Below are 24,868 nucleotides of genomic sequence, written 5' to 3'. Positions count from 1 at the left end.
CTACAGCAGGCGCGCCACGATATCGTCAGCGGCGAGGATCGCCAGCGCGACGCTGGTCAGCGTCGGGTTGCAGGCGGTTGAGGTGGGGATCACGCCGTTGCCGCCGACGTACAGATTGTGAAAACCCCACACCCGCGAGCGGCGGTCGGCCACGCTGGTGCCGTCGTTCGCTTCTCCCAGGCGACAAGTTCCCTGGTAATGCAGCGAGGTGCCCGCCGGCAGGATAATGGCCTCACCGCCAGGCGCGACGCGGCCCAGTGCGGCGCCGACGCGTTCGGTCACCGCCACCGCCTGCTGTAAACGCCGGCGATCGCCGTCGGTTAACTGATAGTTAAGCTGCATTTTCGGCAGCCCTACGGCGTCGGTGTCATCACTGAAGACGATTCGATCCTCCTCGCGCAGCTCCTTGGCGAGAAACAGCCCCAGGCCCACCACCGGCTTCGTCGGAGTCCCCGGCGGCTGGGTAAAGGCGATCGGCGAAGTATCCATCTGCATCAGCTGACCGTGGAACGGGAAATCAGGCTCATGGAACGGCAGCCAGGTGACGCCGGAGACATTGTCCCGTCCGTCGCGCAGCGGGGAGGTCGGCGCGGCGGCGGCCGGCGGGGCGTCCACTTCAATCAGGGCAATCACCTGCGGCTGGTCGTTGAGCCAGCGCCCCAGCGCCCGCGGACGGATGCCCGAGGCGTACAGCAGCTGCGGGGTACGCAGCGCATCGGCGGCGACCACTACCGCTTTGGCCGTCACTACGTACTGCTTGCCAGTACGCAGATCGCGCAGCTCCGCCCCGCAGGCGACGCCGTCCTCACTGAGGATCCGGGTGCACAGGGTGGCGGTACGGATCTCCACCCCGCGCTGGCGGCGGGTCTCTTCCTCCGCCAGCTCGCCAAGCACCGCGTCGACGCCGGACCAGCGTGGCTTGCCCTCCGGCGTCGCGGCGCAGGCCAGCGGCATAGGCTGCGCCAGCCGCGCCGGCGGACGGTCGCTGGCGAAGTGCTGATTAAGGGCATCGACGATTTGCCGGCCGATGGCGGTGGACGGAAATCCTTCGCGGGTCACCTGCAGATAATGCTCAGCCGACTCCCAGGCGTCGGCCATCTCCCGCGGATCGAGGAAGGGAATGACTTCGCTGCCGCCCGGTCGCGGACAGGCGCAGGTCCAGTGGACGCCCATGCCGCCGAGGTTAGTGGAGAGCGCGGCGGCCGGCATGCCGCTGTGGGGCGCCGCCGGGTCGAGAAGGTGGGTGCCGGGCCGTGCCTGCAGGGCGTCTGCCGGCAGGTTCTCCGGCAGGGCGGCCAGCGGAAACGCCCGGGCGCGGTCGTAGGCCGTTTCCCGCTGCGCTGGCGCCAGGTTGCGGATATTAACCCCGGTCGCGGACGTCAGCGCTTCGCCGGCTTCCACCACCAGGATCCGCGCGGCGCGGCGATCGGCAATTCGGCGGGCAAAGGCGGCGCCCACCGGGCCGCTGCCAATAATCAGTACATCGATGTTTTCATCCATATCAGTTCTTACCTTTTATTGTTCTCCGGGCGTATGCCCGTTGCAGGTGTACAGAAAATAGGTACTACAGCCTGGTGCGTCCTGATAAATGGTTCCTCATGATAGCAGCCATTGCCGGACGCGATAGGTCATGCCTTACCCGCCGGGGGAAGCACTGAGGCGGGCAGCAGGCGGCTGACGGCGGCAATCGGTAGCAGGATCAGGGTGCCAAGGGTCAGCAGGGTGATAAAGGCCCCGCGCCAGGCATCCGGTGCGGAGGCGCTTTGCGCCAGATAGAAGCCGCCGAGGGTCGCCATGCCGAGGGCGGCGCCAAACTGCTGGCCGGTGCGAAATAACCCCGACGCCGCGCCGGCGTGGGCCACCGGTATCGCCGCCATGGCAAAGGCCGGCAGCGGGGCGGAGATAAGCCCCATCCCACAGCCGCACAGGCCGAACCCTAGACCAAGCGCGGTCAGCGCCAGCGTCCCCGGCGCCGTGGCGATCCCGTAGCCCATCAGCAGCAGGCCGCTCATCTGCACGGCCACCCCGACCAGCGTCACGTTACGCCCAAGGAGAGGCGATAGCCGGCGGCCGGCGACGGCGATGGAAAACATCGCCCCAAGGGCGAAGGGGATGTGCAGCAGGGCGGTATGGAACGGGCTGAAGCCCAGTCCGCTCTGCAGCATCAGCGCGGTGGCCAGCAGCAGCGAGGCGGTGGTCAGCTGATAGAGCAGGGTGATGACGATCCCGGCGCGAAAGAAGCGGTCGCGCAGCACCGCGGGGGGCAACAGCAGTGTGCCGCCCCGGCGTTCACGGCCCAGCAGATGACGCCAGAGGAGTGACACCGTGATGAGCGACAGCAGCGGCGGCAGCGCCATCCATAGCGGCCAGCGCAGGGCGGGGCCTTCGATCAGGGTGAGCAGCAGCGCGCCGCCGCCCACCACCGCCAGCAGGGTTCCCAGCGGATCGATACCTTTGGCCTCCGGGCTGCGCACCGCCGGCAGCGCCCGCCAGGCAAGAGCGACGGCGACAACGATCACCGGCACGTTGATCAGAAAGATCGGCCGCCAGCTGAGGCCGAACAGATTGCTTTCGATGATGATCCCGCCGAGCACTGGGCCGAGGATCCCGGCGGCGCCGCCGAGCAGGCCGAAAATACTCATCACCCGGAAACGCTCGTGCGGGCGATACAGCACCTGCATCAGGGAGAGAATTTGCGGGCCCATCATTGCCCCGCTGGCCCCCTGCGCAATACGCATCGCCACCAGCATCTCCGGGCTGGCGGCCAGTCCGCAGCCGGCCGATGCGGCACCAAACGCCAGCAGGCCGCTGATAAACAGCCGCCGGTAGCCATACAGATCGCCGAGCCGACCGCCGGTGAGCAGCAGAATGGAGAAAAAGAACAGGTAGCCGGTGACCACCCATTCAATTTGCCGCGGGCTGGCGAGCAGATCCCGCTGTACCACCGGGATGGCGACATTAATGATCGAGACGTCGATGATCTCCAGCACCAGCGCTATCGAAACCACCAGCGTGGCCAGCGTGCGCTGCCGCTCGCTGGTATAGGGAGGCGCCTGAACCGTGGCCGCCGAAGCGTTATTGAGCATGATGTACCTTCAAATTTGGTTAAAAACTTGTTAAATGATGTTGACAATTTATAGCAACCAGAGATTAGAATTAGAGCACTCATTCTGGTTATGCCGCGTTGGATCCTGCTGTTGACCGCGACGCCAGAAGGGAAGGCGTCACACTGCCGCTTCGAAACAGAATAAGAATTCTTATTCTAATTTTGTTTGTTTTGTTCTGGCAAGTAGAGAAGGGGGTCGGATGTATTTGTCCGCATGTATTGAATGGCTGTTTCGTGAAGAGTATCCCGATTTCAGCGATCGGGTCCGGGCAGCGAAAGCGCAGGGATTCAGCCATGTTGAGTTTCATCTCTGGCGTGATAAACCGCTGGCGGCGCTGGCGCAGGCGCTGGAGGAGACCGGCGTGACGCTGTCGAGCTTCGTGGTGGAGCCCCGGCGCAGCCTGGTGGATCCGGCGGAGCATGAGCAGTTTCTGGCGGCAGTGAGCGACAGCCTGGCGGTCTCGCGCCAGCTAGGGTCGCCGCCGCTGGTGGTGGCCTCCGGCTTCAGCCGCGAAGGGGTGGCTATCGCCGAACAGCAGGCGCAGGCGATCCACATCCTGCGCCAGGCGGCGACGCTGGCGGAAGCCGCCGGGGTCACTCTGCTGCTGGAGCCGCTCAACACCCGCATCGATCATCCGGGGATGTTCTTAAACAACACCCGGCTGGCGCTGGACATTATCGAGGCGGTCGACAGCCCGCGGCTGCAGCTGCTGTTTGACGTCTATCACTCGATGGTGATGGAAGAGGAGATGGAGGAGGTGCTCGGCGGCAGAATGCATCGGGTGGGGCACGTGCAGATAGCGCAGGCGCCGGATCGTAACGAACCGGATCCGCGCAGCGGCGAGTGGCCCGACGTGATCGCCCGGCTGCAACGCCTGGGCTACAACGGGGCCATTGGCCTGGAGTATAAACCGTCGCTGCCCGCAGCGGCCTCGGTGGCCCGCGCCCGCGAAGCGACCGGCTTATCCTGTTAACCAACTTACCTGGTACTTTTATGACTCAGAAAATAAAACGCGGCGTCAGTCTGTACAGTTTTCAGAATGAGACCTATCTCGGCAAGATGTCCCTCGATCAGGCGATCGGTCACTGCGCGGCGTTCGGCGCCCGCGGCATTGAAGTCGTCGGCGAACAGACCTTCGCCGGCTGGCCGGAGTGCGGCATGCCGGAGGCGGCGATCGCCGACTGGCACCGTCTGATGCAGCGCCATGACACGGTGCCGGTGTGCCATGACTTTATGCTCGACTATAAGCGTTATAAAGACCGGCCGATGCCGTTTGACGAGCAGGTGCGTAGCGTGCAAAACGACATCGATTTTGCCGCCCGGCTGGGCATGCGCTTTATCCGCTCTCTGGTTTCCGTGGCGCCGGAGGTGCTGGTGGCGGCGGCGCCGTATGCGGAAGACAAAGGGATCACCATTCTGCTGGAAGTGCACGCCCCGCTGCATTTCGATCATCCGTGGATTATTCGTCATGCCGAAGCCTATGAAAAAGCCAATACCCGGGCGCTGGGCTTCCTGCCGGATATGGGAATGTTTTTAGCCCGCTTCCCGCGGGTGTGGAAAGAGCGCTTTATTCGTAACGGTTGCCCACAGGCGGCAGCGGATTTTATCGAGAAAGCCTATGAGGAGCGGACGCTCAGCGAATACGTTATCCTGGATGTGATGCAAAAATGGGGACCGGGCCCGCAGCTGGCGATGGCGGAAACGTTGCGCCACAACGCGGCGTTCGAGCCGAAGCGGATGCTCGATTTTATGCCGCGGATCCACAACATTCATGCCAAATTCTATGAGATGACCGATGAGATAAGCGAGTGGTCGATTCCCTACGATGAGATCTTCCGCGTGCTGCAGAAGGGCGGCTATGAGGGGTATGTGTGCTCCGAGTATGAAGGCAACCGCTGGGTGGAAGACGCGCAGGAGGTGGACAGCCTGGAGCAGGTCCGCCGCCAGCAGCTGATGTTCTGTCGCCTGTTAGATGAAACCCCACCCCCGGCGCTGCTGGGCCAGTAAGGAGCATTATCATGTTTGATCAGCATATTATCTGCCGCGAAGGTTTCAGTAACGTCACCCGCGACGGAGAAGTTATCGGTGTGTGCTTTTTGGCCCGTCTGCCTTACTACCGCGGTCTGGGTCTGTCGATGGTGGAAGATATCGCCGTGACCCTCAACGGCGAAGCCATCCCGCGGCAGGCGATCCGCCTGGCGCTGCGCGGCCGGGAGTGGACGCTCGACGAGCTGGAGAGCGTCTACGACGACCGGTGGAACTTCGGTGAAAAGGCGACCATCACGGTGCTCAAACCCGGTGGCCTGCCGGCCGGCTGGCATCGCCTGAAGGTGGCCGAGAGGCTGCGGATCTCCTATCTGCCGTTTGTGCCGGTGACCACCTTTGAAACCGAGCTGGAATTAACGGCATAACACCCTGCAGGATCCGCTGCCGTTCTGGCAGCGGATTTCTTTAACGCAGGGGGCAGTCACTGGGAAACGGTGAGGAGATTGCCGTTCAGTAAAACCGGTACGGAAGAGCGCGGTTTCTCAGCCCGTCTTTGCGGACGAAATCAGAAAATTTACTTCGCAGGCTAACCGCAGATTGCTTCAAAAAAATTCCCGTATTTGTTATATTGTTGTTCATTGATTACTCACCTCTGCGGTGCCAAAAAGAACAAGATTCACCGCAACCCAGGACAAAACCATGTTAGATTACCGCTTCCCGACAGCTTTGCAGATGGTTCTCAGCGTAGCAATGGCGGAGCAGATGGGTGAACGTTCAACGAGTGCGATTCTGGCCTACGGCCTGGAAGCCAACCCGAGCTTTATCCGCAAATTAATGGTTCCGCTCACCCGTGACGGCATCATTGTCTCCACGCTTGGCCGCAACGGCTCTATTCATCTTGGCCGCCCGGCGGACAAAATCACTCTGCGTGATATCTACCTTTCCGTTATCGAAGATAAAAAACTGTGGGCGTCGCGTCCTGAGGTCCCGGCCCGCTGCGTGGTCAGCGCCAACGCCTGCTGGTACTTCAAATCGGTCGCTGACGAAGCGGAGCAGGCTTCGCTGAACGTCCTCGCTCGCCATACCGTGGCCAGCGCGCTGGAGGCGCTCAAAAACGCCGATACCAGCGGCTGCGACCCGGTACCGGAAATGATCGCCCGGTTTAAAAAAGCGCATTAATCATTTTCTGGTGACGAAAAAAAACCGCCTTCAAATTGTGAAGGCGGTTTTTTGTTATCTGCTGCAGGCTAGGCGGGCAGATCCTCCTGGATCGGCTTACTGCGGGTCACCAGTTTCCGTAGCGTCACGTAAAACACCGGTGTCAGGAACAGACCGAACAGCGTCACCCCCAGCATCCCGGAGAACACCGTGATCCCGGTGACGCCGCGAACTTCCGCTCCTGCGCCGTGGCCGAGGATCAGCGGAATGGTCCCGGCGATAAAGGCGATGGAGGTCATCACAATCGGGCGCAGACGCAGGCGGCACGCCTCCAGCGCGGCCTCCATGATGCCTTTGCCCTGAATCTCCAGCTCGCGGGCAAACTCGACGATCAGAATGGCGTTTTTACAGGCCAGGCCCATCAGGACCACCAGCCCCACCTGCACAAAGACGTTGTTATCGCCCCCGGTCAGCCAGACGCCAAACAGCGCGGAGAGCATCGTCATCGGCACGATAAGGATCACCGCCAGCGGCAGGGTCCAGCTTTCATACAGCGCCGCCAGCACGAGGAACGCCAGCAGCACCGCCACCGGGAAGACGATCAGCGCCGTGTTGCCCTGGGTGGCCTGCTGGAAGCTGAGATCCGTCCATTCAATATTCATCCCATTCGGCAGCACCTGTTTAGACATGGCGTCCAGCAGCGTCATCGCCTGCGAGGAGGAGAGAATGCGCGGATCGGCATCGCCAATCAGGTCCGCCGCCGGATAACCGTTGTAGCGGATCACCGGATCCGGCCCGTAGGTGGTACTGATATTCACCATACTGCCGATCGGCACCATTTCGCCCTGATTATTGCGGGTGCGCAGATTGGCGATATCTTCCACGCTCTCGCGGTATGGTCCGTCAGCCTGGGCCATCACGCGCCAGGTACGCCCGAACTGGTTAAAGTCATTGACATAAGACGAGCCGAGATAGGTCTGCAGCGTGCCGAACAGATCGGTCAGCGATACACCCTGCGCTTTCGCCTTATCGCGATCGACCTGCACGTCCAGCTGCGGCACGTTAGCCTGGTAGGTCGAGATCGGGAAGTGCATCCCCGGCGTCTGCATAATCGTCCCGGACATCGCATTCACCGCGCTTTGCAGCGCGCCATAGCCCAGCCCACCGCGATCCTGGATGTAAAGGGAGTAGCCGGAGCCCTGACCCAGTCCTAAAATCGGCGGCGGCAGGATGGAGAAGCCAAAGCCCTGCTGGATTTGCGCGATTTTAGCGTTGATTTCCGCATTGATTTCCGCCGCCGAGTGTTTGCGCTGGTCGAACGGTTTCAGGCCAAAAAAGACCGTCCCGGTATTCGGCGTGTTGGTGAACTGCAGCGCGTTAAGACCGGGGAAGGCGACCGCATAATCGACCCCTTCGGTATTCATCCCAATCTCGCTCATTTTGCGGATCACCGCATCGGTGCGCGCCAGCGACGAACCTTCCGGCATCTTCACGCCGCCAATCAGGTACAGTTTGTCCTGGGTGGGAATAAACCCGCCGGGGACGACTTTAAACATCACCCCTGCGGCGCAGAGCAGCAGCAGGTACACCACAAACACTGCGCCACGGCGACCGAGGGTTTTACTCACCAGTCCCTGATAGCCGTTCGAGCTGCGCAGGAAAAAGCGGTTAAACGGACGGAAAATCCAGCCAAACAGACGATCGATCAGCCGGGTAGGGAGATCTTTTTTCGCGCCGTGCGGCTTTAACAGCAGGGCCGCCAATGCCGGGGAGAGCGTCAGCGAGTTGATGGCCGAGATCACCGTGGAGATGGCGATGGTCACCGCAAACTGCTTGTAGAACTGACCGGTAACGCCTGAGAGAAACGCCATTGGCACGAACACCGCGCACAGCACCAGCGCAATAGCGATAATCGGCCCGGAGACCTCTCGCATCGCCTGATGCGCCGCGGCAAGCGGCGCAAGCCCCTCTTCGATATTGCGCTCGACGTTTTCCACCACCACGATGGCGTCATCCACCACGATACCAATCGCCAGTACCAGCCCGAACAGACTCAGGGTATTCAGCGAGAAGCCCAGCAGATAGAGAATGCTGAAGGTACCGACCACCGATACCGGCACCGCGATCAGCGGGATAATCGATGCGCGCCAGGTCTGCAGGAACAGGATCACCACCAGCACCACCAGCACGACCGCCTCCAGCAGCGTCTGCACCACCGCGCGGATGGAGTCGCGGACGAAAACCGTCGGGTCGTACGGCGCCGCCCATTTCATATCTTCCGGGAAACGGGTGGCCAGCTCGGCCATTTTGGCACGCACGGCGTTCGACAAATCGATGGCGTTAGCCCCCGGGGACTGGAAGATACCGATCCCGACCGCATCCTTATTGTTGAGCTGGGAGCGCAGCGCATAGCTACCGGAACCCATCTCGATGCGCGCCACGTCGCGCAGGCGGACCAACGAGCCGTCCTGCGCCGTTTTCAGAATGATATTGCCAAACTCTTCTTCGGTATGCAGACGGCCCTGGGCGTTAATCGAGATCAGGAAGTCGCTCTCCTGCGGCAGCGGCTCGGCGCCAAGCTGACCGGCGGAGACCTGGACGTTTTGCTCCTGCATCGCCGTCACCACATCCGAGGCCGTCAGACCGCGGGCGGCCACCTTGTTGGGATCCAGCCAGACGCGCATCGCGTATTCGCCGGAGCCAAATATCTGGATCTGGCCGACGCCGGGCAGGCGCGCCAGCTCATCCTTCACCTTCAGCGTGGCGTAGTTGCGCATATACAGCGAGTCGTACTTACCGTTAGGCGAAAACAGATGTACCACCAGGGTCAGCGTCGGGGACTGTTTCTGGGTGGTGATCCCCAGACGGCGCACATCCTCCGGCAGACGCGCCTCGGCCTGCGCGACCCGGTTCTGCACCTGAACCTGCGCCTGATCCGGGTCGGTACCCGGGCGGAAGGTCACGGTGGTCACCAGCACGCCGTCGGAGCCGGCGACCGATTTCATGTACATCATGTTTTCAACGCCGTTGATCGCTTCCTCCAGCGGCGTCGCCACGGTCTCGGCGATCACTTTCGGGTTGGCGCCGGGATACTCCGCGCGCACCTGCACGCTGGGCGGCACGACGTCAGGATATTCGCTCACCGGCAGCAGCGGGATGGCGATTAACCCGGTGATAAAAATTAAAATCGACAGCACTGCGGCGAAAATGGGCCTGTCGATAAAAAAGCGGGAAAAGTCCATGTCTTGGATTCTCTGATAAGGGATCAGTTGAGGGCGGCGCTGGGGGTCATGGCAACGGTTTTGGCGTTAACCGCCATACCCGGCATAAACACTTTTTGTAAGCCTTCGACGATGACGCTATCCTCAGGCTTCAGACCCTGTTTCACGATGCGTAAACCGTCGACCAGCCGCCCCGGCGTGATATCACGTCGCTGCGCTTTGCCATCTTTATCAACGATATAGACATATTTGCGGTCCTGATCGGTGAGCACCGCTTTGTCGTCGATAAGCGTAGCCTGGAACGCCGCGCTGCCCGGCAGACGCACGCGGGCAAACAGCCCCGGCGTGAACAGCCGCTGCGAGTTATCCAGCAGGGCGCGCATGCGGATGGTGCCGGTGCTCGGCGTTAACTGATTATCGAGAAAATCCACTTTTCCCTGATGGGGGTAGCCCTCCTCGCCAACCAGGCCAATCTCCACCGGAAGCGCCTGATTATTGCTGGAGGCGCTTTGCCCGCGGCGGGCGAGATTCTGATAGTGCAGGTAGGTTGACTCGTCGACGTCAAAGTAGACATACACCGTCTTCTGCGAGACCAGGGTGGTGAGCACGCTGGCGGTGTCGCCCGCCGTGACAAGGTTGCCGCTGGTGATCAGCGCGCGGCTGGCGCGGCCGTCGATAGGGGCAGTCACTTTGGTGAAGTCGAGGTTAAGCTGCGCGGCATCCACCGCCGCCTGCGCGGCGCGAATATCGGCCTGGGCCTGAACCGCGGCTGACCGACGCTGCTCCCACTCTTCACGGGAGACGAGGTTGGTATGAACTAATTTATCGGTGCGGTTCGCCTCGCTTTGCGCCAGACTGGCCTGCGTTTTGGCTCTCGCCAGCGTCGCCTGCGCCTGCTCCAGCGCGGCGCGATAGGTTCTGTCGTCTATCGTGAACAGCACCTGGCCCTTTTTCACCTCCTGGCCGTCGGTATAATTCACTTTATCAATATATCCCGAGACGCGGGGGCGGAGCTGAACGCTCTCCACCGCTTCAATGCGACCGTTAAAACTATCCCACTGACTGATCGACTTCACCAACACCTTAGCGGCGCTGACGGCCGGCGCGGGCGGCGCGGCGTTTTGTGCGACGCTGTCGTCGCAGCCGACGAGCAGAAAGGAGAGCATCATCGCGCCGAGCGCGGTCAGGTGAATGTTTCCCCAGGTTTTTTGCAGGCTCATTATTTTTATTCCAGTCATTGTAGCCGCCGGGCAAGACGCAGCCTGAGAGGCTGCGCCACTTCCTTTGTCCGGGCTGGCTTAAGGCCATTTGTGTCGATCATCGCCACAAAATTGTAACAATTTCGAATACACTATCGCGGCGATTGTAGGAAGGCGCTTAACTAAGTGCAAGAATAATTGTTGCACTTTATGTGCGATCCTCACCGGAGAAAAAAGGCGCGATCCTGGCAGGGTTTTAAATGCAACAATAAAACTTGCATTTTGTGTAAAACCAGGCCACCTTTTAATGCAACTGTTAAAGATGCTTTTAACCGGCCGCGAGGGGGAAATATGATGAACACTGGCGCCATCATTCAGGATCTGATCGACTGGATCGACAACCATCTTGATAGCCGTCTGGATATTGATACCGTTGCCCGGCGAGCCGGCTATTCGAAGTGGCACCTGCAGCGGATCTTCAAAGAACATACCGGGCACCCCCTCGGGGAGTATATCCGGGCGCAAAAGCTGCAAAAATCGGTTGAACGCTTAGCCCACAGCAACGAGCCGATCCTCAACGTGGCGATCGCCCTCGGCTTTGACTCCCAGCAGTCCTTCAACCGCAGCTTCAAGCGCCAGTATGGCCAGGCGCCCGGCGTCTGGCGCCGGAGTATCAGCCGCTCTGCCGCGCAGACATCTCGTCAGTGATCTTCATGACCGGGGAGGGTCAGTCCTTACCCGGTCCATGATCGAATTTGCTGCCTTTGCCGATGGCATAGAACTGCCCGCCAGCGACATAGTGAACGGTCCGCAGCTCGTCCGGCGCATCATCAAAAATCCAGTGCCCGTTACGGAATACCCGGTCATCGCTCCAGGCGGCGACGATGTCGCCCATAAACAGATTGTGCTGTTGCTGGATGTCCGGGTAAGGCATCACTTTACACACCAGCCAGCCCGCGCAGCCTGCCACAAGGGGGAGATCGAACTCCGGCTGATAAAAGAAGGGGATGGTGTCATTTTTATCCGGCGCATCGGCATAGCTGCGCCCGCCAGCGTAGAGGACGGTTGCCATCTGGCTGACTACGGGGATCTGCACGACGAAATAGCCGCTCTTTTCCACCAGCTGACGAGTGAAGGCCTGGGTGCCGATATAGGCCACCACTTTTCGCTCGCCTGCCAGCCCAACCCAGGCGGCTGACATGACATTTTCGACGCCATCATATTTTGCGGAAATCATGGTGGTGGACCCGACCTGCAATAAACGATAGGCCTTACGTAATTCGACAGCCTGAACGGACATGATTTTTCCTTTATACGTGTTATTTAATTTGTTGATTGTATGGATATTTGTTGAGGCTATGGTCGTTTTCAACCCCTCATTCGTCATCCACCGTGCAACGATACGCCAGGCGATTAAGCGCAAAAAGATGCGTAAATTGTTTTCATTATTCATAATCAACGAATAATCATGCCATCTGTCGGTAAGCTGCTCGCTACAGGAGAGAAAGAAGGTGGATCGTATCCAGGCTATGCAGATGTTTGTGCGCGTCGCGGAGGCAGGGAGCTTCGTGCGTGCCGCGGAAACCCTTTCCCTGCCAGCCTCCACTGTCACCAGTACCATTAAAAACCTTGAGAAATACCTGAAGGTGCGGCTGCTGAACCGGACCACAAGGCGGGTGAGCCTGACTCCGGAAGGGATGCAGTATCTGGCGCAGTGCCGGGAAATTCTCGCCCTCATCGAACATAGCGAATCCAGCCTGAGCGAGTCTGTGGCGCGGCCTCAGGGGCGCCTGCGGGTTGATATGCCCGCGGGCATCGCGCATTTCATCGTCATGCCCCATCTGCAAGACTTTTACCGACGCTACCCTGACATCTACCTGATGATCGGCGTCAGCGATCGGCCGGTCGATCTCATTCAGGAAGGCATCGACTGCGTGATACGCACGGGAGAGCTGAACAACTCCAGCCTGGTGGCCCGGCCTCTGGGCCGCTTTCGTTGGGTGACCTGCGCGTCACCGGACTATCTTCGGGAATATGGCGTGCCGCCGTCACCGGAGGCGCTCTCTCAGCACCGGGCGGTGCATTATTTCTCCGGCCAGGCGAGGCGGGCCGATGAGTTCCGCTTCGTTCGCCACGGCGAGACTTTTTCTGTACCCGTCAGCGGCACCGCCGCGGTGAATGAAACGGGGCTCTATATAAAAATGTGCCTGGCAGGATTTGGGCTGGCGCAGCTGGCGGAGAATATCGTTGCTGACCACCTGCGGGAGGGGAGGCTGGTGGAAGTGCTGACGGACTGGCAGCCGCCCCCGGTACCCATCACTTTGCTCTATCCGCACCAGCGTTTTCTCTCTCCCGCCGTGCGGGCGTTTGCTGAGTGGATGAGCGAGGTGGTTTGAGGGAGGTATTGCTTACGATATAGCGCGTCGGGAGCCTCGCCAGGGAGGGGAGGGTTCCAGCAGAAATATCTGGTCTGCCGATCAATCGCTCGATATTCTGTAATGCTTTGTCTTTTTTGTGAACAGGAAAAAGTATGCTGAATACGCTACCCGATTTACACAGAAGTTTTGCAGAGCAACTGAAGCTTAAATTACAGTCTGATTCGCGGATCCACTCCCTTCTCGCCGGCGGCTCGTTTATCCATGGCGGGTTTGATCAATACTCCGATCTGGATTTCGTGGTGGTGGTCGACCCTCTCTATTATGACGAAATCATGGCTCAGCGTATGGCGTTCGCCGGAACCCTCGGCCATCTGTTACATGCTTTCACCGGGGAACACGTCGGTGAGCCTCGCCTGCTGATCTGCCTGTTTGGCCCGCAACTTCTGCATGTCGATCTGAAATTTATCATCCTGGACATGCTCACTCAGCGCGTTGAAGAGCCTGCCGTGCTATTTACCCGAGATAACGATGCTCTCGAGCGGCAGCTGGCAAAATTTAGCGCGCACTGGCCGAACATGACGCCGGAGTGGTTTGAGTCCCGAGCCTGGATCTGGCTGCATTATGCCGGGGTTAAACTGGGCAGGGGCGAACTCTTCGAAGCGCTGGGGATGCTGTCTTTCTTCCGGGAACAAGTGCTGGGACCGATGCTGTTCCGTCGCGCCAATCTACCGCAACGCGGCGTTCGCCGAATAGAAGCCCTCGGCATTGATCCCGATGGCCTGCTGACTTCCACCCTGGCAACGCACGATCGTCACTCTGTCGGGATTGCCATTCGAAGGGCTGCTGATGCTTATGTCACTCTGCGGGCTGATGCGCTGCCTGACAATATCGCAGACGATGCGGCGCGTCGGGCGGTCCTAGCCATGCTGGACGCGTATTCTGCCAAGGGGTAAATCTATCCCTCCGGCCGCGGACGCGGCCGGAGTGTGCAAGGGTTGTGCGAGATGTCGCGAGTGGTCTTATCCTGAGAGAGGGGCTAGCGGGGTATCGGTAACGTGAAAATACCAGAGCTTTTCGTTGTGCCTATCAATAGGCCTAAAAGGTTCGGATTTAATGAGTTTTCTTTGGACTGCGCGGGACAAATTGAGGGCACAAAAAAGCCCGCAGGGCTTGCGCCGTGCGGGCTTTCAGGACTTCATCGGATGACTCTGGTAATCACCGATGGAGAATTTTGGTGGAGCTGGCGGGAGTTGAACCCGCGTCCGAAATTCCTACATCCTCGGCACTACATGCTTAGTCAGTCTTTACATTCGCTTGCCAGCTGCGGACAGACACGCCACTAACAAACTAGCCTGATTAGATTTAACGCTTCAACCCCAGGCAGGGCATCCACGCGATCTCTTTTGGGTTTGACCTCTCTTTGATCCCCGTCTTAAGAGCGGAAGCTAGGGAGAGAGGGCTCAGAGCAGGTTATTAAGCTGCTAAAGCGTAGTTTTCGTCGTTTGCGACTATTTTTTGCGGCTTTTTACGAGGCCAACCGCCCCTCGGCATGCACCTTGGGTTTCGCAAATCCCGTCGAATCCAGAATCAGCCCCAATGTGTAAGTCAAGTATAACAGATTTGTGAATGTCGTTACCAGCCCCATCACGCAGGATTATTTCAGCAAGGGTGGACGAAAAAGCAGCATCAACAAAGATATAGCGTAAGGGCCAGCGAAAGCTGGCCCTCAGGGGAGGGGGTTAGCGTCCGGCGTGCTTCATAATACGCGCCTTATCCAGCGCCCATTCACGATCCTTCAGGTCGGTACGCTTGTCGTGCTGTTTCTTACCTTTGGCGACGCCGATTTTCACTTTGCACCAGGCGTTCTTCCAGTACAGCGACAGGGCGACAACGGTATAACCTTCGCGGTTAATACGGCCGTACAGCGTGTCGAGTTCGCGCTGGTTGAGCAGCAGCTTACGGGTGCGCGTCGGGTCGCAGACATAGTGGGTGGAAGCCACGGCCATGGGCGTAAAGTTGGCGCCGAACAGGAAGGCTTCGCCATCCTTCAGGATGACATAGCTATCGCCGATGTTGGCTTTGCCTGCACGCAGGGATTTGACTTCCCAGCCCTGCAGGGCGAGACCAGCCTCGTATTCATCTTCGATAAAGTATTCGTGACGGGCGCGTTTATTCAGCGCAATGGTGGCTGATCCAGGTTTGTGGGCTTTTTTCTTAGTCATAATGTCCTGAAGTCATCGTCTTATACACAGTTACCTCGATCGCATCCTGCGAGGTGTACTGCGCATCTTAGCACGAGTTGCGGCACAGCGTTTTTTTTAGCAGCAGATAAATGATATTATTTGCACTGTGTTTAAATGTGGAACCTGCTATGCCTCAGATTAGCCGTACTGCGCTGGTGCCTTTCAGCGCGGAACAGATGTATCAACTGGTAAACGATGTGAAGTCCTATCCTGATTTTCTGCCAGGCTGCACCGGTAGCCGCGTGCTGGAATTCGGGCCGACGCAAATGACGGCGGCGGTTGATGTGTCCAAAGCCGGCATCAGTAAGACCTTCACAACCCGGAATACACTGACCAGCAACCAGAGCATTTTGATGAGCCTGGTGGATGGCCCGTTCAAGAAGTTGATTGGCGGCTGGAAGTTTATTCCGCTGAGCCCGGAGGCGTGCAAAATCGAGTTCCATCTCGATTTTGAGTTTACCAATAAGCTGATTGAGATGGCCTTTGGCCGGGTCTTCAAGGAACTGGCCGCCAACATGGTGCAGGCGTTCACTTCGCGCGCCAAAGAGGTCTACAGTGCCAGCTAATATTCGTGTTGAGGTCGCTTACGCGCTGCCTGAAAAGCAGTACCTGCAGCGGGTCACCCTGGATGAGGGAGCGACGGTCGAGCAGGCGATTATCGCCAGCGGGCTATTGGCCTTGCGTGATGATATCGATCTGGCGAAAAACAAGCTGGGTATCTACAGTCGTCCGGTTAAGCTGCATGACGAAGTTCACGACGGCGACCGGGTAGAAATCTATCGCCCGCTGATCGCAGACCCTAAAGAGCTGCGTCGCCAGCGGGCGGAGAAAAACGCCGCGAAGTAACCCGCAGCAGCAGACCGGCTATCAGCCATAAAAAAAGCGCTCACTGAGCGCTTTTTGCTTTTCCGGGGGCCTTACTGACTGGTCAGCGCGGGCTTGTTATCAATGTTGGTTAACACGCCGCCATTGTTGAAGGTCAGGGTTAGGGTTTGCTGAGTCACTTTCTCGTGGCCCGGCTCCTGACGGAATACATAGAACCAGGTGTTGGTGCCGAACGGATCCGACATCATTGGCGTTCCGAGAGCATAAGCAACCTGCTGTTGCGTCATACCGACACGAATTTTTGCTACATCGTTAGGTGCCAGATAGTTACCCTGGTTGATGTCAGGACGGTAAACCACTCGTTCCAGAGTGGAACAGCCTGCGGTCAACATAAGAAGAACCGCTGCGGCAGCAGTCAGCGTTTTACAGCGCATAGTGATTTGATTCCTTTTTGGGCCCGAGCAGTACGTGGCTCATCTGTAATATGCCGATAATAATAGACCTTCGCGCCGATGGAAACCTCCGGCTGCGGTCAGCAGGCAATTTGCTGTTCACTATGACCCTGTGAAAATCAAAAAGTTTACGCCGCAAGCAACTCTTTCGCGTTTGCCAGGGTGTTGCGCGTGACCTCGCTGCCGCCCAGCAGGCGAGCCAACTCCTGCAGACGAGCACGCTTATCCAGCGGTTGCATATGGGTTTCGGTCATCTCGCCATCGGTCTCTTTGCAGACGAAGAAATGATGGTGGCCGCAGCCTGCGACCTGCGGCAGGTGGGTCACGCACATCACCTGCGTGGACTCGCCCAGTTGGCGCAGCAGCTTGCCGACCACGGCAGCGGTCGGGCCGCTGATGCCGACGTCCACTTCGTCGAAGATGAGCGCCGGGGTTTCCATTTTACGCGCGGTGATCACCTGAATCGCCAGCGCAATACGCGACAATTCGCCGCCAGAGGCCACTTTCGCGATCGGCTGCAGCGGCTGACCCGGGTTAGTGGTGACGCGGAACTCAATATGATCGGCGCCGTCGGCGGTGAGATGGCGTTCATCAAAAGCGACCTCAATCGCGAAGACCCCATGCGGCATCGAAAGTGAGTGCATACTCTCGGTGATAAGCTGGGTCAGCTCGTCGGCGCTGGCCTGGCGCAGGGCGTGCAGCTGACGCGCGGTCTCCAGCGCCAGCTGATGATGTTCGACCACCTGCTGGCTGAGGGATTCCAGCGAGCCGGCGCTGTCGTCCAGCAGGCGCTGCTCTTCGAGCATCGCCTGATAAACCGCCGGCAGCTCTTCCGGCATCACCTGGTGTTTACGCGCCAGCGCGATTTGCCGGGAAATCCGCTGCTCAAGTTCGAACAGACGGTTAGGATCAAGGTCCAGACGGTCATGGTAGTGGCGCAGCTCGTCGCTGGCCTCGCTGAGCTGAATGGCCGCCTCTTCCAGCATATCCAGCACGCCGGAAAGCTTGCTGTCCATACCCACCAGCTCGCTGACCAGCTGCTTCGCGGTATAAAGCTGGCTCTGCAGATTGGCCTCTTCGCCGTCCGCCAGTACCGTCAGGGCATGCTGGCAGGTGCTGAGCAGCTGCCCGCTGTTGGCCAGGCGCTTGTACTCTTCGTCAATCTGCTCAAACTCTCCCGCCAGCGGGTTAAATTCATTCAATTCTTTAAGCTGGTACTGCAGCAGATCGGCGCGGGCGGCGCGCTCCTGGCTCTGCTGCTGATGCTGGGCCAGCTCGCGGCAGCTCTGGTGCCACTGGCGATAGTGCTCGGCCATACGCTGAGTGAGCGCATACTCACCGGTATAGCCGTCGAGCAGCGTTTTCTGGTGTTCGGGTTTGGTCAACAGCTGGTGCGCATGCTGGCCATGGATCTGGATCAGCAGTTGGCCCAGTTCGCGCAGCTGCGAGAGCGGAACGGCGGTGCCGTTGATGAAGCCGCGCGAGCGGCCGTCGGCGCTGATCACCCGGCGAAGTAAACACTCACGCCCGCTCTCCAGCTGGTTCTCTTCCAGCCAGCGCTGGGCGGCTGGGGTATCTTTCAGCGCGAAGCGCGCGCACAGGTCGGCACGGGTAGCGCCGCGACGCACCATGTCGGCTTCCGCTCTGCCGCCGAGGCACAGCCCCAGCGCGTCGATGGCAATGGATTTCCCGGCGCCGGTTTCCCCGGTGATGGCGGTCATACCGCTGTGGAAATCAATTTCCAGTTCACGAACGATAGCAAAATTACTGATGGTGAGTTGCGCCAACATAGCTGCCTTCCTGTATGAAAAACCAATACTGTGTTTTCGTACAGTATAGACTGGTTTTTTATCCAGTAAAGAGGCAGCGATGTAAATCAGAACAATTTTTTCGACCAGCCGAGCTTGGTGCTTAATGTATTGAAATAGCTGTAGTCTTTGGGATGAATCAGATTGAGGTGGTAATCGCAGCGGCGGATGAGGACATCTTCGCCATCCTGGATCGGCAGGGCAATCTGACTGTCGCAGCTGATCTCCAGATCGCTGCAGCGGTGAGAGAAGCGCAGGCGGATGGTGCTGTCGCCGTTGATCACCAGCGGTCGCGCCGAGAGGGTGTGCGGGAACATCGGCACCAGGGTGATGGCGTCCAGCGACGGGGTGAGGATCGGGCCGCCGGCCGACAGCGAATAGGCTGTTGAGCCGGTCGGGGTGGATATTATCAGACCATCGGAGCGCTGGGAGAAGGCGAAGACTTCATCGATATAGACTTCGAACTCAATCATATGCGCCACTTTGCCGGGGTGCAGCACCACTTCGTTGATGGCGGTGCTGATGCGTTTCTGGCAATCCTGCTGGCACACCTGGGCTTCCAGCAGAAAGCGTTTCTCGGCGATGTAGTGGCCTTCCAGCACGTCGGCGAGCTGCTGCAGGGCGTTGTCCGGGTCCAGGTCGGTGAGAAAGCCGAGGTTGCCGCGGTTAATGCCGATGACGTTAATGTCATAACGGGCCAGAGTCCGCGCCGCGCCGAGCATATTGCCGTCGCCGCCCACGACCACCGCGAGGTCGGCCTGTTGGCCAATCTCCGCCAGCGTGCCGGTTTTCACGTTGCTGAGCTGGAGTTCATGGGCGATCTGCTGTTCAACCAGCACTTCATACCCTTTGCTGCACAGCCAGCGCCAGAGCATTTCATGTGTGGTCAGGGCGGTGGGGTGACGAGGATGTCCCACAATGCCGATACACTTGAAATGGTTCTTCATGATCTGGATGTCCTTGCGTTAAATGAAATAGTGACAATCTGTCCGCTTCCCTTGAAACCCGGAAACTGATCCCCATAATAAGCGAAGTTAGCGAGATGAATGCGAAAAAAACGCGGAGAAATTCATGAGTAGTAAAGAACAGAAAACGCCTGAGGGGCAAGCCCCGGAAGAAATTATCACGGAGCAGCACGACGACGTTGAGGCGGTAGAGCCTGAAGTTTCGGCTGAGCAGGTGGATCCGCGCGATGAAAAAATTGCGAATCTGGAAGCCCAGCTGGCTGAAGCGCAGAAACGTGAACGTGAAGTGATGCTGCGTGCCAAAGCCGACGAAGATAACCTGCGTCGTCGTACCGAGCAGGATATCGAGAAAGCGCACAAATTCGCGCTGGAAAAATTCGTCAATGAACTGCTGCCGGTGATCGACAGCCTGGACCGCGCGCTGGAAGTGGCCGACAAGGCTAACCCGGAGCTGGCGCCGATGGTGGAAGGGATCGAACTGACCCTCAAATCTATGCTGGACGTAGTGCGTAAGTTCGGCGTGGAAGTGATCGCCGACACCAACGTTCCGCTGGATCCGAACGTCCACCAGGCCATTGCGATGGTCGAGTCTGAAGACGTGGCGGCGGGCAACGTGCTGGCCGTGATGCAGAAAGGTTACACCCTGAACGGCCGCACCATTCGCGCCGCGATGGTGACGGTAGCAAAAGCGAAATAACGTTTGCTGCCTTGCTCAACGGCTGCCCGCGGGCGGCCGTTTTTTATGTCATCGCTCCCCGGCGCGAGATAAAAAAAACGGCGGGCCGCAGCCCACCGTGAGGTTAATTCCTTCGCTCGTGCTACTCCGCGACGCTCTCGCGTAATGATTTCACCGGCATCACTTTCACCTGTTTGATCATGTTGTCCTGCACGTCGAGAATATCAATATCATACTGCTCAATGCGCACGCGGGTGCCCGGGACCGGGATCTCTTCCAGCGCTTCAAGGATGATACCGTTGATGGTGCGCGCTTCATCTTCCGGCAGGTGCCAGTTGAACGCTTTGTTGATTTCGCGAACGTTGGCGCTGCCGTCGATTATCACGGTGCCGTCGTTGAGCGGGGTCACTTCCTCCGCCAGGGTGGGTGACATGGAGGTGGTGAAGTCGCCGACAATCTCTTCAAGAATATCTTCTACGGTGACCAGCCCCTGAATATCGCCGTATTCATCGACAACCAGACCGACTTTCTTTTTATTACGCTGGAATTTCACCAGCTGGGTGCTGAGCGGCGTCCCTTCAGGAACAAAGTAGATCTCATCTGCCGCTCGCAGCATGATCTCTTTTGTGAACTCTTTCTTCTCCGTCATCAGTCGGTAGGCTTCGCGGACGCGCAGCATGCTGATGGCATCGTCCAGCGAATCGCGGTAGAGCACAATGCGGCCGTGTGGGGAGTGGGTCAGCTGGCGGACGATAGATTTCCAGTCGTCATTGATGTCGATGCCGACAATCTCATTGCGCGGCACCATGATGTCGTTAACGCTGACCTTCTCCAGGTCCAGCACCGACAGCAGCATGTCCTGATTGCGTCGTGAGATTTGTGAACGGGATTCATTCACAATCGTGCGCAGTTCATCTTTGCTCAGGGCGCTGCTGATGACGGTATCGGTGCGGATGCCCATCATGCGCATCAGTATGCGGGTGATGGTATTCAGCAGCCACACCAGCGGCATCATCAGCACCTGCAGGGGCGCCAACAGGAAGCTGCTGGGGTAGGCAACTTTTTCCGGATAGAGGGCGGCGATGGTTTTCGGCAGGACTTCGGCAAATACCAGCACCACAAAGGTGAGTACGCCAGTGGCGATCGCGACGCCGGCATCGCCGTACAGGCGCATGCCGACGATGGTGCCCAGCGCCGAGGCGAGAATGTTGACAAGGTTATTACCGATGAGCACGAGGCTAATCAGGCGGTCCGGCTTGCGCAGCAGCTTCTCCACGCGCTTGGCGGGGCGGTTGCCTTGTTTCGCCATATGACGCAGCCGGTAGCGGTTCAGCGTCATCATGCCGGTTTCGGAGCCGGAGAAATAGGCAGAGATAATCACCATGACGATCAGCGTTATGATCAGCGTGGTGGTGGAGATATGTTCCACGTAGGATTCCTTAAAAGACTTAGCTCACGAACTGTTGCAGCACGCGGCTACCAAAATAGGCCAGCGTCAGCAGACCGGCGCCAGCGACGCTGAACCAGACCACGCGACGTCCGCGCCACCCTTCATGATAGTGGCCCCACAGCAGGACGATATAGACGAACCACGCAATAATCGACAGCACCGCTTTATCAATGTTTTCGCTGCTGAACAGATTGTGCATATAGAACAGGCCGCTGCACAGCGTCAGAGTCAGCAGCACTACGCCGACCTGAGTGATGTGGAACATTTTGCGCTCAATGCTCATCAGCGGCGGCATTTCGCTGCTGAAGGCCAGCTTTTTGTTCTTTAACTGGTAGTCGATCCACGCCAGCTGTAGCGCATACAGCGCGGCAATGATCAGCGTGGCGTACGAGAAGAGCGACAGGCCGATATGCACCAGCATCCCCGGAGTGGTTTCCAGGTGGGTGATATATTCGTTAGGCACGAAGGTGGCGAAGGCCAGGTTGATCAGCGCGAAGGCATAGACGATAGGCAGCAGCAGCCAGCCGCGATTGCGCGAGGCCACGATAGTCATCACCGTACAGATCATCAGGCTCACCAGCGACCCGACGTTCAGTAAGCTGAGGTTTTGCCCGCTCTCGCCGCCGGGGAATATCCGTGCTTCCAGCGCAAAAGCATGGCAGATCAACGCGATAGTCGCAGATAAAATCGCCATTCGCCGCCAGCTGCTGTTTTTTTGCAGCAAGCCGGGGATAATCAGCGCGAGGCTGACGGAGTAGGCGACAAGGGCGAGTAGAGCAAAAACAGGCATAGGTGTCGGCTGTTGGCTAAATAAGAAAGAGAAGCAGTATAACGTCAGCAGGCCTCTGCTCCAACCGTTGCAGCACATTCAGATTGATGTCGTGTTATACTCCGCCACATTCGTTTTGTGTGTCGCTGCGGCGACCGACCGTTTCCACCTCAGGCGAGAGACAATGTTTGATAATTTAACCGATCGTTTGTCGCGTACGCTGCGCAACATTAGCGGCCGCGGACGCCTTACAGAAGACAATATTAAAGACACCCTGCGCGAAGTGCGCATGGCGCTGCTGGAAGCGGACGTTGCGCTTCCGGTGGTACGGGACTTCATCAGCCGCGTCAAAGAGAGCGCGGTCGGCCATGAAGTCAATAAAAGCCTGACCCCGGGTCAGGAGTTCGTCAAAATCGTCCGCAACGAGCTGGTGGCGGCGATGGGCGAAGAGAACCAGACCCTCGACCTGGCGGCGCAGCCGCCGGCGGTGGTGCTGATGGCGGGCCTGCAGGGTGCCGGTAAAACCACCAGTGTCGGTAAGCTGGGGAAATTCCTGCGCGAGAAGCACAAGAAGAAAGTGCTGGTGGTCTCCGCGGACGTTTACCGCCCGGCGGCGATTAAACAGCTGGAGACCCTGGCCGAGCAGGTCGGCGTCGACTTCTTCCCGTCCGACGTCGGGCAGAAGCCGGTTGATATCGTCAACGCGGCGCTGAAAGAAGCGAAGCTCAAATTCTACGACGTGCTGCTGGTGGATACCGCCGGTCGTCTGCACGTTGACGAAGCGATGATGGACGAAATTAAGCACGTCCACGCCGCCATTAATCCGGTTGAAACCCTGTTCGTCGTCGATGCGATGACCGGCCAGGATGCGGCGAATACCGCTAAAGCCTTTAACGAAGCGCTGCCGCTGACCGGCGTGGTGCTGACCAAAGTGGACGGTGACGCCCGCGGCGGCGCGGCGCTGTCGATTCGCCATATTACCGGTAAGCCGATTAAATTCCTCGGCGTCGGCGAGAAAACCGAAGCGCTGGAACCGTTCCATCCGGACCGCGTCGCCTCCCGCATCCTCGGCATGGGCGACGTGCTGTCGCTGATCGAAGATATCGAGAGTAAAGTCGACCGCGCGCAGGCCGAGAAGCTGGCCTCCAAGCTGAAGAAAGGCGACGGTTTCGACCTCACCGACTTCCTGGAGCAGCTGCGCCAGATGAAAAACATGGGCGGCATGGCCAGCCTGATGGGCAAGCTGCCGGGTATGGGCCAGATCCCGGACAACGTCAAAGCGCAGATGGACGACAAAGTGCTGGTGCGTATGGAAGCGATCATCAACTCGATGACCCTGAAAGAGCGCGCTAAGCCGGAAATCATCAAAGGTTCACGTAAGCGCCGTATCGCCGCCGGCTGCGGGATGCAGGTGCAGGATGTGAACCGTCTGCTCAAGCAGTTCGACGACATGCAGCGCATGATGAAGAAGATGAAGTCGAAAGGCGGCATGATGAAGATGATGCGCGGGATGAAAGGGATGATGCCTCCAGGCTTCCCGGGCCGTTAATACGCGTCATAATTCAAGCCGCAGATGCGTTGGCTGCGTTCGTTCACCCCGGTCACGTACTTGTGTACGCTCCCGGGGATTTACTCACTTGCCGCCTTCCTGCAACTCGAATTATTTAGCGTATGTAGTTTTGAATTGATTTTTGCACAGAAATCAGTAAAATTTTCGGGCTTTTAATATGACACCGGGCTCCGTTCCTCGATGGGGCCCGGTTGTTTTATTCACACAAGAGGATGTTATGGTAACTATTCGTTTAGCACGTCACGGCGCTAAAAAGCGTCCGTTCTACCAGGTTGTTGTCACCGACAGCCGTAATGCACGCAACGGTCGCTTCATCGAGCGCGTTGGTTTCTTCAACCCGATCGCTAACGGTGCGGAAGAAGAAACTCGCCTGGATCTGGATCGTATCGCTCACTGGGTTGGCCAGGGCGCTACTGTTTCCGATCGCGTTGCCGCGCTGATCAAAGCCGCTAACAAAGCAGCTTAATCTGTCACGGTGGTCATGATGAGCAAGCAACACACCGCACAAGCACCTGTTGATCCGATCGTATTGGGGAAAATGGGTTCTTCCTACGGTATCCGTGGTTGGCTCAGAGTGTTTTCCTCCACCGAAGACGCCGAAAGCATTTTTGACTATCAGCCCTGGTTAATCCAGAAGGCGGGTCAGTGGCAGGTTGTTGAGCTGGAAAGCTGGCGCCACCACAATCAGGACATCATCATCAAGCTGAAAGGCGTTGACGATCGTGATGCCGCGAATCTACTGACTAATTGCGAAATTATCGTGGATTCATCGCAGTTGCCGGAGCTGGAAGAGGGTGACTACTACTGGAAAGACCTGATGGGCTGCCAGGTAGTGACGACGGAAGGCTATAGCCTCGGTAAAGTCATCGATATGATGGAAACCGGGTCTAATGACGTGCTCGTCATCAAGGCAAACCTGAAAGATGCATTTGGTATCAAGGAGCGGTTGGTTCCGTTCCTCGATGGGCAGGTTATCAAGAAAGTCGATCTCACTACGCGTACTATCGAAGTAGATTGGGATCCTGGTTTTTAAATTCTCCGGATAAACGGTAAAAGACGGC

The 24,868-nt window shown here is 58.4% G+C and carries 24 protein-coding genes and 1 other RNA gene; 13 read left to right on the top strand and 12 right to left on the bottom strand.

The genetic code is table 11. From position 1 onward, the window contains the following. On the bottom strand, positions 1-1,500 hold the full coding sequence (locus ABLU50_RS19955; RefSeq protein WP_087832470.1) for a GMC oxidoreductase: 1,500 nt from the start codon (positions 1,498-1,500) through the stop codon (positions 1-3). 128 nt (positions 1,501-1,628) lie between these two features. After that, complete coding sequence (locus ABLU50_RS19950; protein WP_087832469.1) at positions 1,629-3,086, bottom strand: MFS transporter; 1,458 nt, start codon at positions 3,084-3,086, stop codon at positions 1,629-1,631. Positions 3,087-3,306: 220 nt separating this feature from the next. Here ABLU50_RS19950 and ABLU50_RS19945 point away from each other — a divergent pair, with 220 nt between their 5' ends. The 4 genes from ABLU50_RS19945 (at position 3,307) to ABLU50_RS19930 (ending at position 6,272) form a co-directional block, all read left to right on the top strand. After that, complete coding sequence (locus ABLU50_RS19945) at positions 3,307-4,080, top strand: TIM barrel protein (protein ID WP_053810053.1); 774 nt, start codon at positions 3,307-3,309, stop codon at positions 4,078-4,080. Between the two features lie 20 nt (positions 4,081-4,100). Then, positions 4,101-5,114, top strand: a complete 1,014-nt coding sequence (locus ABLU50_RS19940) for a TIM barrel protein (protein ID WP_023290705.1) — start codon at positions 4,101-4,103, stop codon at positions 5,112-5,114. 11 nt (positions 5,115-5,125) lie between these two features. Beyond that, on the top strand, positions 5,126-5,518 hold the full coding sequence (locus ABLU50_RS19935; RefSeq protein ID WP_087832468.1) for a DUF6379 domain-containing protein: 393 nt from the start codon (positions 5,126-5,128) through the stop codon (positions 5,516-5,518). Positions 5,519-5,792: 274 nt separating this feature from the next. After that, on the top strand, positions 5,793-6,272 hold the full coding sequence (locus ABLU50_RS19930) for an Rrf2 family transcriptional regulator (protein ID WP_004205761.1): 480 nt from the start codon (positions 5,793-5,795) through the stop codon (positions 6,270-6,272). A 68-nt stretch (positions 6,273-6,340) separates the two neighbouring features. Here the strand turns inward: ABLU50_RS19930 and oqxB are convergent, their stop codons facing one another. Together oqxB and oqxA are read right to left on the bottom strand one after the other, a co-directional pair. Further along, positions 6,341-9,493 (bottom strand): multidrug efflux RND transporter permease subunit OqxB, encoded by a 3,153-nt coding sequence (oqxB, locus tag ABLU50_RS19925; RefSeq protein ID WP_106479223.1) that lies wholly within the window; start codon positions 9,491-9,493, stop codon positions 6,341-6,343. A gap of 23 nt (positions 9,494-9,516) precedes the next feature. Further along, a complete protein-coding gene (oqxA, locus tag ABLU50_RS19920) occupies positions 9,517-10,692 on the bottom strand; it encodes a multidrug efflux RND transporter periplasmic adaptor subunit OqxA (RefSeq protein ID WP_087832466.1) in 1,176 nt (391 codons plus the stop codon). A 333-nt stretch (positions 10,693-11,025) separates the two neighbouring features. Here oqxA and ABLU50_RS19915 point away from each other — a divergent pair, with 333 nt between their 5' ends. Then, positions 11,026-11,379 carry a helix-turn-helix domain-containing protein gene (locus ABLU50_RS19915; protein ID WP_004205765.1) on the top strand — a complete coding sequence of 118 codons (354 nt, stop codon included), beginning with the start codon at positions 11,026-11,028 and terminating at the stop codon, positions 11,377-11,379. Between the two features lie 19 nt (positions 11,380-11,398). On the opposite strand, the gene ABLU50_RS19910 is transcribed toward ABLU50_RS19915, so the two are convergent. Then, positions 11,399-11,971, bottom strand: a complete 573-nt coding sequence (locus tag ABLU50_RS19910) for a flavin reductase (RefSeq protein WP_048295370.1) — start codon at positions 11,969-11,971, stop codon at positions 11,399-11,401. A 211-nt stretch (positions 11,972-12,182) separates the two neighbouring features. Between ABLU50_RS19910 and ABLU50_RS19905 the strand changes: the two genes are divergently transcribed. Both ABLU50_RS19905 and ABLU50_RS19900 read left to right on the top strand, forming a co-directional pair. Then, positions 12,183-13,067, top strand: coding sequence for a LysR family transcriptional regulator (locus tag ABLU50_RS19905; RefSeq protein ID WP_087832465.1), 885 nt, complete (start codon positions 12,183-12,185; stop codon positions 13,065-13,067). 134 nt (positions 13,068-13,201) lie between these two features. Continuing rightward, positions 13,202-14,002: a hypothetical protein gene (locus tag ABLU50_RS19900; RefSeq protein WP_087832464.1), complete on the top strand. Its 801-nt coding sequence runs from the start codon at positions 13,202-13,204 to the stop codon at positions 14,000-14,002. Between the two features lie 279 nt (positions 14,003-14,281). Here ABLU50_RS19900 and ssrA read toward each other — a convergent pair. Both ssrA and smpB read right to left on the bottom strand, forming a co-directional pair. Continuing rightward, positions 14,282-14,644, bottom strand: a transfer-messenger RNA (tmRNA) gene (gene ssrA / locus ABLU50_RS19895). Positions 14,645-14,788: 144 nt separating this feature from the next. After that, positions 14,789-15,271, bottom strand: a complete 483-nt coding sequence (gene smpB / locus ABLU50_RS19890) for an SsrA-binding protein SmpB (RefSeq protein WP_002914164.1) — start codon at positions 15,269-15,271, stop codon at positions 14,789-14,791. A 149-nt stretch (positions 15,272-15,420) separates the two neighbouring features. On the opposite strand from smpB, the gene ABLU50_RS19885 reads away from it, so the two are divergent. Both ABLU50_RS19885 and ABLU50_RS19880 read left to right on the top strand, forming a co-directional pair. Then, the gene (locus ABLU50_RS19885; protein ID WP_008806099.1) at positions 15,421-15,858 is read left to right on the top strand and encodes a type II toxin-antitoxin system RatA family toxin; all 438 of its coding nucleotides are present in this window, start codon (positions 15,421-15,423) and stop codon (positions 15,856-15,858) included. Next, positions 15,848-16,138 carry an RnfH family protein gene (locus ABLU50_RS19880; protein ID WP_004206851.1) on the top strand — a complete coding sequence of 97 codons (291 nt, stop codon included), beginning with the start codon at positions 15,848-15,850 and terminating at the stop codon, positions 16,136-16,138. The genes ABLU50_RS19885 and ABLU50_RS19880 overlap by 11 nt, the downstream gene beginning before the upstream one ends. A 71-nt stretch (positions 16,139-16,209) precedes the next feature. Here ABLU50_RS19880 and bamE read toward each other — a convergent pair whose 3' ends face one another. The 3 genes from bamE to nadK form a co-directional block, all read right to left on the bottom strand. Continuing rightward, positions 16,210-16,551, bottom strand: coding sequence for an outer membrane protein assembly factor BamE (bamE, locus tag ABLU50_RS19875; protein WP_004206850.1), 342 nt, complete (start codon positions 16,549-16,551; stop codon positions 16,210-16,212). Between the two features lie 146 nt (positions 16,552-16,697). Continuing rightward, positions 16,698-18,359 carry a DNA repair protein RecN gene (gene recN, locus ABLU50_RS19870; protein WP_004206849.1) on the bottom strand — a complete coding sequence of 554 codons (1,662 nt, stop codon included), beginning with the start codon at positions 18,357-18,359 and terminating at the stop codon, positions 16,698-16,700. 86 nt (positions 18,360-18,445) lie between these two features. Beyond that, entirely contained in the window at positions 18,446-19,324 is an 879-nt protein-coding gene (gene nadK / locus ABLU50_RS19865; protein WP_002914158.1) for an NAD(+) kinase, read from the bottom strand. Between the two features lie 124 nt (positions 19,325-19,448). Between nadK and grpE the strand changes: the two genes are divergently transcribed. Then, positions 19,449-20,039 carry a nucleotide exchange factor GrpE gene (gene grpE, locus ABLU50_RS19860; protein ID WP_004174800.1) on the top strand — a complete coding sequence of 197 codons (591 nt, stop codon included), beginning with the start codon at positions 19,449-19,451 and terminating at the stop codon, positions 20,037-20,039. A 121-nt stretch (positions 20,040-20,160) separates the two neighbouring features. Here the strand turns inward: grpE and ABLU50_RS19855 are convergent, their stop codons facing one another. Together ABLU50_RS19855 and ABLU50_RS19850 are read right to left on the bottom strand one after the other, a co-directional pair. Continuing rightward, positions 20,161-21,447: an HlyC/CorC family transporter gene (locus tag ABLU50_RS19855; RefSeq protein WP_023318900.1), complete on the bottom strand. Its 1,287-nt coding sequence runs from the start codon at positions 21,445-21,447 to the stop codon at positions 20,161-20,163. Between the two features lie 19 nt (positions 21,448-21,466). Then, the gene (locus ABLU50_RS19850; RefSeq protein ID WP_002914153.1) at positions 21,467-22,258 is read right to left on the bottom strand and encodes an inner membrane protein YpjD; all 792 of its coding nucleotides are present in this window, start codon (positions 22,256-22,258) and stop codon (positions 21,467-21,469) included. A gap of 163 nt (positions 22,259-22,421) precedes the next feature. Here ABLU50_RS19850 and ffh point away from each other — a divergent pair, with 163 nt between their 5' ends. The 3 genes from ffh to rimM all read left to right on the top strand — a co-directional run bounded on the left by ffh (position 22,422) and on the right by rimM (position 24,840). Next, on the top strand, positions 22,422-23,786 hold the full coding sequence (gene ffh / locus ABLU50_RS19845) for a signal recognition particle protein (protein ID WP_002914152.1): 1,365 nt from the start codon (positions 22,422-22,424) through the stop codon (positions 23,784-23,786). A gap of 238 nt (positions 23,787-24,024) precedes the next feature. Beyond that, positions 24,025-24,273, top strand: a complete 249-nt coding sequence (gene rpsP, locus ABLU50_RS19840) for a 30S ribosomal protein S16 (RefSeq protein ID WP_002914149.1) — start codon at positions 24,025-24,027, stop codon at positions 24,271-24,273. An 18-nt stretch (positions 24,274-24,291) separates the two neighbouring features. Beyond that, complete coding sequence (gene rimM / locus ABLU50_RS19835; RefSeq protein ID WP_004150977.1) at positions 24,292-24,840, top strand: ribosome maturation factor RimM; 549 nt, start codon at positions 24,292-24,294, stop codon at positions 24,838-24,840. The last annotated feature ends 28 nt before the right edge of the window (positions 24,841-24,868 follow it).

Origin of the sequence: Klebsiella sp. GG_Kp173 (assembly GCF_040062415.1) — a bacterium.
GTDB lineage: Bacteria > Pseudomonadota > Gammaproteobacteria > Enterobacterales > Enterobacteriaceae > Klebsiella > Klebsiella quasipneumoniae.
This window is presented reverse-complemented; position numbering and strand designations above follow the sequence as displayed.

Bases quoted from the DNA above. Each gene is read 5' to 3' on its own strand.
- recN (WP_004206849.1), bottom strand. From the start codon at position 18,359: ATGTTGGCGCAACTCACCATCAGTAATTTTGCTATCGTTCGTGAACTG.
- ABLU50_RS19935 (WP_087832468.1), top strand. From the start codon at position 5,126: ATGTTTGATCAGCATATTATCTGCCGCGAAGGTTTCAGTAACGTCACC.
- ABLU50_RS19885 (WP_008806099.1), top strand. From the start codon at position 15,421: ATGCCTCAGATTAGCCGTACTGCGCTGGTGCCTTTCAGCGCGGAACAG.
- ABLU50_RS19850 (WP_002914153.1), bottom strand. From the start codon at position 22,258: ATGCCTGTTTTTGCTCTACTCGCCCTTGTCGCCTACTCCGTCAGCCTC.
- grpE (WP_004174800.1), top strand. From the start codon at position 19,449: ATGAGTAGTAAAGAACAGAAAACGCCTGAGGGGCAAGCCCCGGAAGAA.
- ffh (WP_002914152.1), top strand. From the start codon at position 22,422: ATGTTTGATAATTTAACCGATCGTTTGTCGCGTACGCTGCGCAACATT.
- ABLU50_RS19950 (WP_087832469.1), bottom strand. From the start codon at position 3,086: ATGCTCAATAACGCTTCGGCGGCCACGGTTCAGGCGCCTCCCTATACC.
- oqxB (WP_106479223.1), bottom strand. From the start codon at position 9,493: ATGGACTTTTCCCGCTTTTTTATCGACAGGCCCATTTTCGCCGCAGTG.
- ABLU50_RS19955 (WP_087832470.1), bottom strand. From the start codon at position 1,500: ATGGATGAAAACATCGATGTACTGATTATTGGCAGCGGCCCGGTGGGC.
- oqxA (WP_087832466.1), bottom strand. From the start codon at position 10,692: ATGAGCCTGCAAAAAACCTGGGGAAACATTCACCTGACCGCGCTCGGC.
- ABLU50_RS19930 (WP_004205761.1), top strand. From the start codon at position 5,793: ATGTTAGATTACCGCTTCCCGACAGCTTTGCAGATGGTTCTCAGCGTA.
- ABLU50_RS19945 (WP_053810053.1), top strand. From the start codon at position 3,307: ATGTATTTGTCCGCATGTATTGAATGGCTGTTTCGTGAAGAGTATCCC.
- nadK (WP_002914158.1), bottom strand. From the start codon at position 19,324: ATGAAGAACCATTTCAAGTGTATCGGCATTGTGGGACATCCTCGTCAC.
- bamE (WP_004206850.1), bottom strand. From the start codon at position 16,551: ATGCGCTGTAAAACGCTGACTGCTGCCGCAGCGGTTCTTCTTATGTTG.
- smpB (WP_002914164.1), bottom strand. From the start codon at position 15,271: ATGACTAAGAAAAAAGCCCACAAACCTGGATCAGCCACCATTGCGCTG.
- ABLU50_RS19900 (WP_087832464.1), top strand. From the start codon at position 13,202: ATGCTGAATACGCTACCCGATTTACACAGAAGTTTTGCAGAGCAACTG.
- ABLU50_RS19940 (WP_023290705.1), top strand. From the start codon at position 4,101: ATGACTCAGAAAATAAAACGCGGCGTCAGTCTGTACAGTTTTCAGAAT.
- rpsP (WP_002914149.1), top strand. From the start codon at position 24,025: ATGGTAACTATTCGTTTAGCACGTCACGGCGCTAAAAAGCGTCCGTTC.
- rimM (WP_004150977.1), top strand. From the start codon at position 24,292: ATGAGCAAGCAACACACCGCACAAGCACCTGTTGATCCGATCGTATTG.
- ABLU50_RS19915 (WP_004205765.1), top strand. From the start codon at position 11,026: ATGAACACTGGCGCCATCATTCAGGATCTGATCGACTGGATCGACAAC.
- ABLU50_RS19910 (WP_048295370.1), bottom strand. From the start codon at position 11,971: ATGTCCGTTCAGGCTGTCGAATTACGTAAGGCCTATCGTTTATTGCAG.